Here is a 12,899-nt window from a genome sequence, read left to right as displayed (position 1 = left end):
GAGCGCGGCGCCCGGCCGTATCAACAGAGAGGTTGACCATGCAGCCCGAACGAGTGGCACCGAGGCCATGACGACGAACGGTTCCGGGGACCCCATACCCGAGGACGTGCCTGAAGACGCGAGCGCAGAGCCCCTCGCCGACTCGATCTATCCCCCCACGCGAACGTTCTTCATGACGCCTGATCTGAACAAGGGCGTGCCCCCCGACCCGTGGTTCATCCGAGTCCTCTCCGGCATCGAGATCACCGTCGGCATCATCCTCTTCTCGCTCATCATCTTCGGCGTCATGTATCAGGTGACCGCGCGCTATTTCCCCGACGTCGGCTGGGTAGGTGCCGGAGAGCTCGCACTGCTGTCGATGATCGCGCTCACCTTCACGATGGCCGGCTACCTCGTGGGGCGGAACGGCCACATCGTGCTGGAGCTGTTCGACCGGCTCCTCGAAGGCACCTGGTTGTTCACCGCCCTGCGAGTGATCTCGGCCGTCATCATGGTGATCATCTGCCTGATGCTGTCGTACGAGGCGTTCGTGAAGCTCGATACGGAGTGGGCGCGCCTGAGCGCTGCAATGCGCATGCCGCTCGGCGTCCTCTATATCTTCGCGCTGGTCGGCTTCGCCTCGGCCGCTGTGCAGTCCGCATACAAGATTCGTTACGCAAACCGCCCCGAGCGCCAGCTCGACATCGGTGAGATGGAAGGCTGATCGATGGACCTCTGGCTCTACATACTGCTGTTCGTCGTTCTCTTGCTCCTGCGGGTCCCGGTCGCTTTCGCGATGATCGGGTCGAGCATGCTGTACTTCTACACCAACAGCTTGTCGGCCGGCTACGCGATCTCGTCGACCGTGAACGGCATCAACAGCTTCCCGTTGCTCGCGGTGCCGCTGTTCATCTTCGTGGGTGCGATTGCCAACAATCTCGGCATCGCCACCCGGTTGTATGACCTGGCACGTGCGCTGCTTGCCCGACTGCCGGGCAACCTCGCCTACGTGAACCTCGGCACGGCGGTCGGCTTCTCATGGATCAGCGGCTCGGCCCTCGCCGACGCGGCGTCCACCAGTAAAGTGCAGATCCCGCAGATGCTGAAGGCGGGCTACCCGTACGGCTTCTCCTCGGGGCTCACCGCATCGGCGTCGCTCATGAGCACGGTCATGCCGCCCAGCATTCCCGCGGTTCTCTTCGCCGCGACGGCGTCCATCTCGACCGGAGCGCTGTTCGCCGGGTCGATCATCCCGGCCATCCTCATGGCCGTCGGCTTCGCCGTCTACATCTTCATCTGGGTGCGCCTGCACCCAGAGGTCGCCGTGACGCGACACTTCGACGGCAAGCTGCTCGGGAAGGCTGCCGTACGGGTCATCGGGCCGGCCATGCTGCCGGTGATCATCCTGGGTGGCATCTTCAGCGGCATGTTCACCCCCACCGAGAGCGCAGGCGTCGCGTCCGCCTACATGCTGGTGCTCGGCGCTCTCTATCGCACCCTCACCTGGAAGGTGTTCTGGAAGTCCGCGAAAGAGACGATCATCATCTCTGGCGGCATCCTCCTGATCCTGGGCGCCTCGAACCTGATGGGTCAGGTGCTCGCCCGAGAGCAGGTGTCCCGCAACCTCGGCGAGTGGCTCACCACGTTCACGGACAACCCGATCGTGTTCCTGCTGATTCTCAACGTGCTGCTGATCCTGCTGGGGGTGCCGCTCGAAGCCCCGCCGGTCATCCTGGTGCTCGTGCCGATCCTGATGCCGATCGTCGCCGAGTTCGGGATCAACCCGCTTCAGCTGGGCGTCATCATGATCCTCAACCTCATGATCGGGTCTCTGACGCCACCCGTCGGCGCCGTTCTGTTCGTGGTGGGATCGATCACGCGCAGACCCATGGGCGAGCTGTTCCGAGGCATCCTGCCGTTCCTCATCCCGTTGGGGGCCGTGCTGCTGCTGCTGACGTTCTTCCCCGGCATCGTCACGTTCCTCCCCTCGCTCCTGGGGCTGTGACGTGCGGTCTGGACCGCAGAAGGGGTCCGTCGATGGTACGCAGACTGTTCGTGCTGAACGGCCCCAACCTCAACATGATGGGGCTGCGCCAGCCTGAGCTGTACGGCACGGAGACACTCGACGACGTCCGCGCCATCTGCGAGCGAACCTCGGACGAACTGGGTTTCTATCTCTTCTTCGCGCAGTCCAATGCGGAGCACGACCTCGTCGAATGGGTCCACGAGGCCTTCCGACAGAATGCCCTCGTGGTGATCAACCCCGCCGGGTTCAGCTTCGCGTCGATCCCGCTCCTCGACGCATTGCGCATGCTCCCGACGCCGATCGTCGAGGTGCACATCACGAACATACTGGCGCGGGAATATGAGCCCTCGCTCGTATCGAGAGTTGCCCGGGCTGTCATCACAGGGGCAGGTGTGTACGGCTACGAGCTCGCGATCCGCGCCGCCCACCGCGCGTCGCTGGACGAGAGCGTGACCGGATGAGACCTCAACATGTTCCACTCGCCGGGACATATCTTTGTCACCGGGGCGAAGTCCGTCAGAGTCGGCACTGCCACCCACTGAAGCTTGGCAATCCGGTCGCATCGAGCAGTGCCCGAAATCAACCGTCGGCCGATTGACTTGTCGTGGTGACAGACGTCTACACAACGCACGACGACGTGCGCAGCCAGAGGAGAGTCCCATGAGCACAGCCCACCCGATTCGCCGCGGTCTGTTCGCCGCCACGGCTCTGGCCGCGACGGCGCTGATCGTCGCCGGCTGTTCCGGCGGCGGAGGAACGCCGACCGGCGACGGAAGCGAACCGCCCGCAGACCAGGCCAGCCCGGTCACCCTGACGGTGGCGACGAGCCAGAACGAGCAGACGCCCAACTACTTCTGTGGGGTCGAGCTGCTCAAGGAGCGCCTCGAGGGTGCGGACATGGGCTTCACCGTGGACCTCTACCCGGCGAGCCAGCTCGGGCCCGACGCCGACCGCTTCCCGCTCGTGCAGGCCGGTGACATCGACATCGACCTGCAGGGCGCGTCGGCGCTCAGCGCGACGTACGAGCCGATCGGCGTCGTCGACGCGGCGTACGCGTTCAACGACGTCGACCACGCTTTCAAGTGGATCGACGAAGGCTCCGAAGACCTCTTCTCGGGGTTCCACGAGGCGACGGGCGTCAAGGTCGTCGACGGCTGGTTCTTCGGAAACCGCACGCTGACGACGAAGGGCGTCGAGGTCCGCAGCCCTGACGACCTGACCGGCGTTCCGATCCGGTTCCCGAACTCGCCGCAGTTCCTCGCGAACGCTGAAGCGCTGGGGATCAACAACGCCGTCTCGATCGCACTCGAGGAGCTGTACTCAGCGCTCCAGCAGGGCATCGCGGTCGGACAGGAGAACCCGATCGTCGCGACGAACTCGTCGAGCTACGACGAGGTGCTCGACACCATCGTGCTCAACAACCACAATGTCGGCATCCACTGGCTCATCGTCAGCGACAAGACCTACGAGAAGATGAACGACGAGCAGGCCGCCCTGCTCGAAGAGACCATCCACGACATCCGCCCCGAGAACCGCGACTGCGTCGAGACGGAGACCGAGGAGATCATCGAGTCCTACCGGAACGGTGACGCCCACACGGTGATCGAACGTGAGGACATCGACATCGACGCCTTCGTCACCAAAGCCGAGGAGTACTTCGAGAACCTCTACGACGGCGAGAACCTCGCCGCGTACCAGGCGATCCGTGAGATGGCCGACTGAGACAGACAGCCCGAAGGAGTGGGGGCGGGGCGCTTGCGCCCCGCCCCCACTCCTTTCACTGCGCGGTATGTGCCAGCAGCCCGCGGCTCAAGGTGAGCGCCGCGGCGCGAACTGACGGAACGATGGAATCGAGGAGGAACTCTCCCGTGGGTCCGGCCACCGAGATCGCCGCGACGGGCAACCCGGCGGCGCCCAGAACGGGACTTGCGGCACCGGTCACTCCCGGGACGTATTCTTCGTGATCCGTCGCTGCGCCGCGGTGGCGTACTCCGGCGAGATCCCGCAGCAGAGAAGGGGCATCGGTGATCGTGTTCGCGGTGCGGCGCTCGAACCCGGCCGCGGCCACTCGCTGCACCACCTCTGCTCCCGAGACGGCGAGAACGGCTTTCCCCATCGCGGTCGCATACGCAGGCAGGCGCGCACCCACTCTCAACGGAGGCGGCAGCGTCATGGAGGCCCCCGGGAGGACGGCGATGACGACGACTTCCAGACCGTCGAGCACACCGAGGTTCACCGTCTGCCCCGTGATGTCCCGAAGCTCCCGCAGCACGGGAAGGGCGTGCCGGCGCAGCACGCGCGGTTGCTGCACTGTCTGACCGAGTTCGAAGAGCCGGACACCGAGATAGAGCTTGTCGCCGTCGCGGTCCAGGAACCGCTGCTCGACGAGGTCGGCCGCGATCCGCGACACCGTCGACTTCGGCAGACCGGCACGTCGAGCGAGCTCTGAGACGCCCAGCCCTTCGTCATGCTCGCCGAACGCGTCGAGCACCGCTGACAGGCGATCGAGCACGCTGACCGAAGTGGTCCAGTCTGCTGTTCGCACGACTTACGCCGCCGCGAAGCGCCGAGCGATGGAGGTGCCGGCGGCGCGGATGAGCGGCGCCGCCCGTTCGGCATCCATCGCCGTGCTCGGACCGGCGATGGACACCGCTCCGATCACCGCGTGGCCGGTCGAGAGCACGGGACTGGCGAAAGCGGTGATCCCGGGGTACGACACTTGAGCATCCATCGCCACGACCGAGGAGCGTACGTGGGCCAGCTCATCGCGAAAATCCTCGGCGGCTGTGTCACCCAGCGTCGCGCTCACGCGCTCGACGACAGTCGCGTCGCTGCAGAATGCGAGGTAGGCCTTGCCGCTGGCGGTCGTCAGCGCGGGCGAACGCATTCCCGCGCGTGTGGGGAGCATCGACAAGCGGCCCGCTACAGCGATCGACACCATGTCGGTGCCCTGCTGCACCCACAGCCCGACACGCTCGCCCGTCGCGGTGCTCAGCCCACGCAGGACGGGAGCTGCCGCGTTGATCAAGCGCCGAGGCAGGTTCGCTCGAGAGCCCAGTTCGAACAGACGCAGTCCCAGCGTGACGCCCGCATTCGTGCGCTCGAGATATCGCTGATCGGTGAGGTCTGTCACCAGGCGCGACACCGTCGACTTCGGCAACCCCGTGCTCGCCGCGATATCGGTGACCGAGATGGATCCGTCGCACTCTTTGACGGCGTCGAGGATCGCGAAGATCCGATCGAGCACGGCAACGGGGGCTTTGACGGGGTGGGCGGTTGTGTTCCACTCGGCGAGACTCGGCATCGAGCATCCCCTTCTACGCAGTTGAATCGTCGGTGATCCTCCTCGCCCATCAAACGTACTAACCAGTACGTTTCGACACAAGGGTTCCCCATGCACACAACGGAGGCGCGGATGCGTTACCTGGTCGGCCTGATCGGCGAAGGGATTTCGGCATCTTTGACCCCGTCGATGCATGAAGCCGAGGGTGCCCATCTCGGCCTGGACTATGAGTACCGGATCTTCGATGTGTTGACGCCGGCGCACATCGGCGGCGATGTGGGTGAGCATCTCGCGACCGCACGAGCCGAAGGATTCTCGGCCGTGAACATCACGCACCCGTTCAAGCAGCGCGTGCTCGCGCTCGTCGACTGCCTCGACGATCACGCGGCCGCGCTCCAGGCGGTGAACCTCGTCGTCTTCACCGGCGGCCGACTCGTCGGGTACAACACCGACTGGAGCGGCTTCGCCTTCGGCATGGAAACCGGCCTGCCGGGGGCGTCTGTGGACCGAGTGGTCCAGGTCGGTTGCGGCGGGGCGGGCGCAGCAGCCGCATACGCCCTGCTGGCTCGGGGTGCCCGGCGCGTGGATCTGCACGACTCAGACCAGCTGCGCGCGGAGCGCCTCGCCCGACGCATGCGCGCGCGCTACCCCGACCGGGAGGTTCAGGCCGTGGGCGCGGAAGACCTGTCGACGACCCTCGCCGCTGCGACGGGAGTCGTACACGCGACGCCCCTGGGCATGCGGCATCATCCCGGCGTGGCCGTCGACATCGACGCCCTCCCGCACGACGCGTGGGTGTGCGATGTCGTGTACCGCCCCTTGAAGACCGAATTGATCCGGCAGGCCAGACGTCGGGGCCACCGGACGATCGATGGCGGTCGGATGGCGGTCGGGCAGGCGTACGCCAGCCTCCGGATCATCACCGGCGCCGAACCCGACATCGATCGGATGCAGCGCCACTTCCGCGCCCTGGTGAAGGCCGAGGAACAGGACCCCGCAGCCTCCGATGACCGAGCGGACGATTGACGTGGGAGAAGGGCCCAGGACAGCCCGGGCCGTGCGCACACGCGCAGACATTTTGCAGATCGCGACGGCGGAGTTCGCCGCCAAAGGTTACGCGGGGGCGCGCGTAGACGAGATCGCGCAGCGCACCCGCACGACGAAGCGCATGATCTACTACTACTTCGGCTCGAAGGAGGGACTGTTCGTCGAGGTGCTCGAGCAGATCTACGCGCAGATCCGACGTGTCGAGCAAGGTGTCGACGTCGATCACCTCGCCCCCGATGAAGCCCTGCGCGCGATAGCCGAGGTCACCTACGACCACCACACGACTCACCGGGAGTCCATTCAGCTCGTGATCATCGAGAACATCCATCGCGCAGAGCACCTCGCCCGCTCCAGCACGATTCTGCGGGAGAACAGGACGGCGATCACGCTGCTTGAACAGGTGATCAGTCGCGGGGTGCGCGAAGGGACCTTCCGCGACGACGTCGATGCGGTCGACGTGCACATGATGATCAGCGCCTACGCGTGCTTCCACGTCGCCAACCGACACACGTTCAACGCTGTGTTCCAGCGGGACATGCTCGACCCCGCGCTGCAAGGTTCGCACCGTCGGCTCATCGGCGACATGATCGTCGCGACCATGACCTCGCCCCGCACGACACCTGATCTCACGGCGCTGGACCCGACAGACGGTGTGTGAGGATCGACGCCGCTGCCCGAAGGATCGGCGCGCACTGCTCGGCGTCCAGGGCGTCGGCGGGGCCACACACCGACAACGCTCCCGCAAGCTTTCCCGGGGCGGCGAGCACGGGAATGGCGATGCCGGCAACCTCTGAGTCGAACTCGCGCGCCTCGGTTGCCAGCGCGCCCGCGCAGATATCCGCCAGCTCCCGCCGCAGCGTCGTCTCGCAGGTGATCGTGCACGGCGTCAGTGCCACGAGGCCCGCGGAGATCACCTCCTCCATGACCTCCGGGGGCGAATGCGCCAGAACGGCCTTGCCGAGCGCTGTCGCGTGCAGGGGCAGCCGCGCACCGACGCGAATGCGCGAAGGCGCCTCGGACCGGCCGCGCAAGGCAGCAACACACACGAGTTCCGGTCCGTCCCGGATCGCGAGGTAGACGTTCTCACGGGTCTTGTCACGCAGGTGAACGAGGACAGGCAGCGCGATCGTTCGCAGCTCGCGAGGCTCACGAGCAAGCTGCCCGAGCTCGAACACTCGAAGCCCCAGATGGATGCGCGTCCCGTCGCGCTCGAGGTAATGCTGCCGAATGAGCGTCGCGACAAGTCGCGAGACGGTCGATTTCGGAAGCCCTGACCGGCGGGCGAGATCGGACAGCCCCATGCCGCGATCATCGTGTTCGAACGCCTGGAGGATCCGGGTCATCCGGTCGAGGACACTCACCGTGTCATCGACGGGCGGGCGAGTCATCCCCCCGCCAGGGTCGCCAACCGGCGCGTGAGCACGAGCGCCGCGTGCCGGACGAGCGGGGCGATGCGGTCGAGGTTCATGTCGTTCACCGGGCCGGCCGCAGAGATCGCAGCGACAGGCAAGCGGTCGGGCGAGAGCACAGGACTCGCGATCCCGACGACGCCGGGGAACGTTTCGCAGTGGTCCACGGCGATCGAATCGGATCGGATCCCGGGAAACTCGCGCTCGAGACTGTGGCGCCGCGGAGCGTCGAGGTCGACCATGACCTGACTCAGAGACAGGTCACCCTCAGAGAAGGCCAGCACGGCCTTTCCGAGAGCGGTCGTGGCCGAAGGAACGCGCACGCCGGCGCGAGAGGGTGCCGGCACCAGGCGGCCTCGTACCGCGATCACCGACAGCATGTCGCTGCCTTCGTGCACGGCGACATTCAGGTGCTCGCCGGTCGCGTGGTACAGCTCCGCGAGGACCGGCATCGCCGCCATGCTGAGTCGGCGCGGTGTGAGCGCCTGCGCTCCGAGCTCGAACAGCCGCAGGCCGATCTCGACCCTTCCGCCATCGCGAGAGAGGTATCGCTGACGCACCAGATCACCGACGAGACGCGAGACCGTCGATTTCGGGATGCCTGTCGTCATCGCGAGCCGGGTGATGGTGCTGGAACCGTCTGCCTCGCGGACGGCGTTCAGGATTGCGAGGATGCGATCAAGCACTGACACGCGCTCGCCGCAGGGAGCGGAACGCATGTCTGAAGTATCCGCCGGGGCGGGAGGCCAGGCAAGGAAAGTGCCCCGCAGAACGGGGATGTTCCCGCTGAATGGGACGCACGAAGGTCCGGGCGGCCGATCGACCGGCCCGGACCTCCGGTGTGCGTCAGCGGACGAGCCGCGTCAACGTCACGAGGCGCAGAAAGGCTTGATGCCCATCGTGCTTTCGATGCCCGCGAGGACGTGCTGCTTGAAGAACTCGTCGCCCGCCAGCTCCGCATCCGTCCACGCCGCGACATCGTGACCCAGCGTTGTCAGCCACGACTTCGCACCGTCGTAGTACTGGCACCAGCTGACGGGGTGGAAGTCGCTGTGACCGTAGTCCCGCGCCTGGCTCGTGGCCTTGTCGACCTTGAGCAGGAAGTTCACGTTCGTCGGGAACGGATCCAGGTTGTACCACTCGTCCTTGAACTGCCACGTCTGCGGCATGAACGACGTCGACACGTCGCGACCGTTGAGCACCTCGACGGTGCCGTTGCGGTTCGGACCGTGGTTGACGAAGTTCGCGTTGCCGAGCAGACCCTCGTAATAGGCCCAGTCATACTCCGCACCGAACGCGTTGTGGATGCCGACGAAGCCGCCGCCACCGTTGAGGTACGCCGTCAGCTCGTCCTGCGCTGCGTCGTTGAACGTGTCGCGGTTACCGCTCAGGTTGATCACCGTGTGATACCGCTCAAGGTCCTTGAACTCCGCCAGATCCTCGGTGTAATCCACCGCGATCCCGCGCTCCTCGACCCACGACTTCAACGCAGCCTGAGCCACATTGTTCGCACCCAACGGCGGGTTCAAACCCGCCGGCAACGCCGAACCCAGATGCGCGTGACGAGGACCAGCCGTACGGCTCCAGATCAGAACCCGCTTCTGCTCACCCTCGACCCACCCATTGCCACCCTCGGCATTGAAGCACTCAGGATCGATACCACGACACACACCGTAATAGCCTTCGTATGCAGCCGTCGTGGTGGCGGTGAACGCCTCACCCTCGCGCGCGCCGGTCGCGGTGACCGTGACGTTTCCTGCGAGCATCGGCGACGTCCTGGAGTTGAGCGAGACCGCCACGGTCTGGCCGGGCTTGACGTTCTTGAAGGTCTTCGAGCCGAAGGCGGCGTCGACCTTGATCGTGACGGGAACGTTCGAGGGGTTCCGGGCCGAGACGGAGACGTAGGCGTTCTTGCCCAGCGCGCGAACACTTGTCGTCACTTCGGGCTCATCGCTGGCCGGAGCGCAGAAACTGCTGATGCCCATCGTGCTTTCGATGCCCGCGAGGACGTGCTGCTTGAAGAACTCGTCGCCCGCCAGCTCCGCATCCGTCCACGCCGCGACATCGTGACCCAGCGTTGTCAGCCACGACTTCGCACCGTCGTAGTACTGGCACCAGCTGACGGGGTGGAAGTCGCTGTGACCGTAGTCCCGCGCCTGGCTCGTGGCCTTGTCGACCTTGAGCAGGAAGTTCACGTTCGTCGGGAACGGATCCAGGTTGTACCACTCGTCCTTGAACTGCCACGTCTGCGGCATGAACGACGTCGACACGTCGCGACCGTTGAGCACCTCGACGGTGCCGTTGCGGTTCGGACCGTGGTTGACGAAGTTCGCGTTGCCGAGCAGACCCTCGTAATAGGCCCAGTCATACTCCGCACCGAACGCGTTGTGGATGCCGACGAAGCCGCCGCCACCGTTGAGGTACGCCGTCAGCTCGTCCTGCGCTGCGTCGTTGAACGTGTCGCGGTTACCGCTCAGGTTGATCACCGTGTGATACCGCTCAAGGTCCTTGAACTCCGCCAGATCCTCGGTGTAATCCACCGCGATCCCGCGCTCCTCGACCCACGACTTCAACGCAGCCTGAGCCACATTGTTCGCACCCAACGGCGGGTTCAAACCCGCCGGCAACGCCGAACCCAGATGCGCGTGACGAGGACCAGCCGTACGGCTCCAGATCAGAACCCGCTTCTGCTCACCCTCGACCCACCCATTGCCACCCTCGGCATTGAAGCACTCAGGATCGATACCACGACACACACCGTAGAACGGGTCGATGACAGGCTCGGAAGAGGGACTACTCGCCGCCGCCGCACCACCGGTCAGCAAACCAGCCCCGAGAGTCGCCGCAGCGAGAAGCGCGACCCCCGAGAGTTTGAGGGATTTCATGTGATCTCCTTTGATCGATCGGGCTGACGCCTCGGGCGCGTCTGCATGCTGGGCCCAGGCTCGACGCGAGAGTATGACGCGGCGCGCGAGCGTCGCAAAGGTCGTTCCACCCAGTAAGCCGCTGGCGTCTCGTGCCCCGGACGCTCACCCGCGGGTGTGGGAACGCCGCCGATCAGCGCGGAAGGCTTCGAGATCGACGACCTCACGGCTCACGGCAGAATGGTGCACGGCCTCGATCAGCGCGAGCGTGCGCGACGCATCCTCGACCGAGACGAGAGGTTCTGCAGCCTTCTGCGCGACGTCGATGAAGTGGTCCAGCTGCGCTTCGAAGGTGTTCTTCGGCTGCACCGGCAGGTACGTGCGCGACAGCGGGAAGTGCCAGTTCGGCGAGACGTCGGCGCCGTAGGTGTACTGCGCGAGATCGGGTACCGACAACGCGCCGGTCGTGCCGGTGACGCGGTACGCGACGCCACCGGGCAGGAAGGGAAACTGCATGGACTCCTCGGTCGATTGATCCCAGCCCCAGGGAGAGACACCGGCATCCGTCGCGAGGAAGCTGCCGAGCGCGCCGTTCTCGAAGCGCACGGTCACCGCCGCAGAGTCCTCCACGTCGAGTCCGCGCGTCGCCGAGCTCAGCATCGCGTGCACCTGGACGATCTCGCCGCACACGTGACGAAGCAGGTCGAGGTCGTGCACGAGATTGATGAACGTGACACCCGCTCCGGGGCGGCGGTGCCAGTCGATCTCACTGAAGTACTCGTCTTCTTTGCGAGCCGCCCACATTCCGCTGACGCCGACGATGTCGCCGACCGCTCCATTCGCCAGCGCTTCGCGGGCCCGCGCGATGGCCGGGTGGTGACGGCGGTGGTGGCCGACGAGGAGCGTCCCCTGCTCACGTTCGACCGCTTCGATCAGGCGAAGCGATTCCACGTAGCTCGTCGCGACGGGCTTCTCGAGCAGAACCGCGACGCCCCGCTGCATGCACGCGATGGCGGAGTCGACGTGGAACTGGTTCGGATTGACGAGGATGACAGCCTCGACGTCCGTATCGCCGAGGAGCTCTTCGAGATCGCGGTAGGCGGCGCACCCGACGCCGCCCAGGTCGGCGATCGGATCCGCGACTGCGACGAGCTGCGCCCGCTGTGATCGGCGCACGAAGTCGATGTGCTGTCGGCCCATGAATCCGATCCCCACGATGCCGATGCGCAGGGGTGATGGTGCGGTCGTGGTGCTCACGGCAACTCCTCTATCCAGCAGATTCCGTCGGGATTGCGACCGACGGCGACCTCACGGGTCACTTCGCCCCGGTCGAGGTCCACTTCGACGACGACTTCGTCGTGCTGACAAGCCGAGTAGGCGCGGCGAGTCTGTGCGTCCAGCACGATCATCTGCGGGCCTCGCGGCACGCCGATGACGTTCTGGATGTGCCCCGACTCTGGGTCGAGCACCGCGATCGCGTCGTCGTGTCGCAGCGCGACGACGATCGAACCGGTGGTCGTGATCGCGGCGCCGAATCCGATTCCCGGCAGATCGATCCAGCGGCGCACCTCAGCGGCCGCGGTGTCGATGACCGCCAGGCGCGGACGTCGTTGGTCAGCGGTGTACGCCGTGCCCCCGTCAGATGAGAGCACGATGCGGTTGATCCGCTCAGCGACGGGGACGACCGCGCGCGGTGCGCGCGTCTCGAGGTCGAGGACGCTGATGCTTCCCGGCTCGACGTTGGCCGTGCAGCCGATCCCGCCATCGGCAGACAGCGCGAGCATGTGCGCGTGCGGTGCGCCGGTGCGGATGCGACCCCGCACCTCGAAGGTCTCGGCGTCGAGCGCGAGCACCTCGTCCGTGAGCTCGGCCGTGACGTACAGGGTGGAGCCGACGAACCGCGCGCAATGCGGGCGTGCCGGTGCGCCGAGATCGATCGTGGCCACGCGCGCTCGGGTGACGAGGTCGATGACATCGATGGTCCGACCATCGGTTCCCGTCTTTCCGACGCCCGCGTCGCTGTAGATCGGGACCACCGCCCGGCGGCCGTCCGGGGAGACGGCGACTTCGTGCCCGGTGGTTCCACTCAGTGGAACGGTGCCGACCATGCGCTCGGATGAGAGGTCGACGAGCCCCAGCGTCTCATCCGCTTTGTTGACGACGAGAACGGCACCGGCACGCCCTGGAGAACCGCTCATCGCCGCGGAATTCCGCGCGTGCCGCAGGCGGGGCGGCGGGTGGAGTGACGTGGCATGGTGCTCGGGCTCTCGATCTCGGTGGTGCTCCGCACG

At 66.0% G+C, this 12,899-nt stretch carries 13 protein-coding genes; 6 read left to right on the top strand and 7 right to left on the bottom strand.

All coding sequences use genetic code 11. The features are described from left to right. Positions 1-106: 106 nt before the first annotated feature. The 4 genes from AC25Y0_RS08255 (at position 107) to dctP (ending at position 3,727) form a co-directional block, all read left to right on the top strand. Positions 107-703 (top strand): TRAP transporter small permease, encoded by a 597-nt coding sequence (locus tag AC25Y0_RS08255; RefSeq protein ID WP_488123629.1) that lies wholly within the window; start codon positions 107-109, stop codon positions 701-703. A gap of 3 nt (positions 704-706) precedes the next feature. Then, positions 707-1,984 (top strand): TRAP transporter large permease, encoded by a 1,278-nt coding sequence (locus AC25Y0_RS08250; RefSeq protein ID WP_488123630.1) that lies wholly within the window; start codon positions 707-709, stop codon positions 1,982-1,984. A gap of 32 nt (positions 1,985-2,016) precedes the next feature. Next, positions 2,017-2,466, top strand: coding sequence for a type II 3-dehydroquinate dehydratase (locus AC25Y0_RS08245; protein WP_488134493.1), 450 nt, complete (start codon positions 2,017-2,019; stop codon positions 2,464-2,466). 199 nt (positions 2,467-2,665) lie between these two features. Beyond that, on the top strand, positions 2,666-3,727 hold the full coding sequence (gene dctP / locus AC25Y0_RS08240) for a TRAP transporter substrate-binding protein DctP (protein WP_488134492.1): 1,062 nt from the start codon (positions 2,666-2,668) through the stop codon (positions 3,725-3,727). Between the two features lie 55 nt (positions 3,728-3,782). Here the strand turns inward: dctP and AC25Y0_RS08235 are convergent, their stop codons facing one another. Together AC25Y0_RS08235 and AC25Y0_RS08230 are read right to left on the bottom strand one after the other, a co-directional pair. Continuing rightward, positions 3,783-4,550, bottom strand: coding sequence for an IclR family transcriptional regulator (locus AC25Y0_RS08235; RefSeq protein WP_488123633.1), 768 nt, complete (start codon positions 4,548-4,550; stop codon positions 3,783-3,785). 3 nt (positions 4,551-4,553) lie between these two features. Further along, a complete protein-coding gene (locus tag AC25Y0_RS08230; RefSeq protein ID WP_488123634.1) occupies positions 4,554-5,309 on the bottom strand; it encodes an IclR family transcriptional regulator in 756 nt (251 codons plus the stop codon). 90 nt (positions 5,310-5,399) lie between these two features. Here AC25Y0_RS08230 and AC25Y0_RS08225 point away from each other — a divergent pair, with 90 nt between their 5' ends. Next, a complete protein-coding gene (locus AC25Y0_RS08225) occupies positions 5,400-6,314 on the top strand; it encodes a shikimate dehydrogenase (protein ID WP_488134491.1) in 915 nt (304 codons plus the stop codon). Between the two features lie 31 nt (positions 6,315-6,345). Next, positions 6,346-6,993 (top strand): TetR family transcriptional regulator, encoded by a 648-nt coding sequence (locus tag AC25Y0_RS08220; protein WP_488123636.1) that lies wholly within the window; start codon positions 6,346-6,348, stop codon positions 6,991-6,993. Here the strand turns inward: AC25Y0_RS08220 and AC25Y0_RS08215 are convergent. The 5 genes from AC25Y0_RS08215 to AC25Y0_RS08195 all read right to left on the bottom strand — a co-directional run bounded on the left by AC25Y0_RS08215 (position 6,962) and on the right by AC25Y0_RS08195 (position 12,806). Then, a complete protein-coding gene (locus tag AC25Y0_RS08215; RefSeq protein WP_488134490.1) occupies positions 6,962-7,723 on the bottom strand; it encodes an IclR family transcriptional regulator in 762 nt (253 codons plus the stop codon). The two genes, AC25Y0_RS08220 and AC25Y0_RS08215, sit on opposite strands and share 32 nt — an antisense overlap. After that, positions 7,720-8,463 carry an IclR family transcriptional regulator gene (locus AC25Y0_RS08210; protein ID WP_488123637.1) on the bottom strand — a complete coding sequence of 248 codons (744 nt, stop codon included), beginning with the start codon at positions 8,461-8,463 and terminating at the stop codon, positions 7,720-7,722. Before AC25Y0_RS08210 ends, AC25Y0_RS08215 begins: the two co-directional genes overlap by 4 nt. A gap of 150 nt (positions 8,464-8,613) precedes the next feature. Next, positions 8,614-10,629: a ThuA domain-containing protein gene (locus tag AC25Y0_RS08205; protein ID WP_488123638.1), complete on the bottom strand. Its 2,016-nt coding sequence runs from the start codon at positions 10,627-10,629 to the stop codon at positions 8,614-8,616. A 144-nt stretch (positions 10,630-10,773) separates the two neighbouring features. Further along, positions 10,774-11,865: a Gfo/Idh/MocA family protein gene (locus AC25Y0_RS08200; RefSeq protein ID WP_488123639.1), complete on the bottom strand. Its 1,092-nt coding sequence runs from the start codon at positions 11,863-11,865 to the stop codon at positions 10,774-10,776. Beyond that, positions 11,862-12,806 (bottom strand): YncE family protein, encoded by a 945-nt coding sequence (locus AC25Y0_RS08195; RefSeq protein ID WP_488123640.1) that lies wholly within the window; start codon positions 12,804-12,806, stop codon positions 11,862-11,864. The genes AC25Y0_RS08200 and AC25Y0_RS08195 overlap by 4 nt, the downstream gene beginning before the upstream one ends. Positions 12,807-12,899 lie beyond the last annotated feature (93 nt).

It is taken from the genome of Microbacterium sp. Y547 (assembly GCF_057669785.1).
This window is presented reverse-complemented; position numbering and strand designations above follow the sequence as displayed.

Coding starts and splice junctions, on each gene's coding strand:
- AC25Y0_RS08250 (WP_488123630.1), top strand. CDS start 707: ATGGACCTCTGGCTCTACATACTGCTGTTCGTCGTTCTCTTGCTCCTG.
- AC25Y0_RS08245 (WP_488134493.1), top strand. CDS start 2,017: ATGGTACGCAGACTGTTCGTGCTGAACGGCCCCAACCTCAACATGATG.
- dctP (WP_488134492.1), top strand. CDS start 2,666: ATGAGCACAGCCCACCCGATTCGCCGCGGTCTGTTCGCCGCCACGGCT.
- AC25Y0_RS08230 (WP_488123634.1), bottom strand. CDS start 5,309: ATGCCGAGTCTCGCCGAGTGGAACACAACCGCCCACCCCGTCAAAGCC.
- AC25Y0_RS08225 (WP_488134491.1), top strand. CDS start 5,400: ATGCACACAACGGAGGCGCGGATGCGTTACCTGGTCGGCCTGATCGGC.
- AC25Y0_RS08215 (WP_488134490.1), bottom strand. CDS start 7,723: ATGACTCGCCCGCCCGTCGATGACACGGTGAGTGTCCTCGACCGGATG.
- AC25Y0_RS08210 (WP_488123637.1), bottom strand. CDS start 8,463: ATGCGTTCCGCTCCCTGCGGCGAGCGCGTGTCAGTGCTTGATCGCATC.
- AC25Y0_RS08205 (WP_488123638.1), bottom strand. CDS start 10,629: ATGAAATCCCTCAAACTCTCGGGGGTCGCGCTTCTCGCTGCGGCGACT.
- AC25Y0_RS08195 (WP_488123640.1), bottom strand. CDS start 12,806: ATGAGCGGTTCTCCAGGGCGTGCCGGTGCCGTTCTCGTCGTCAACAAA.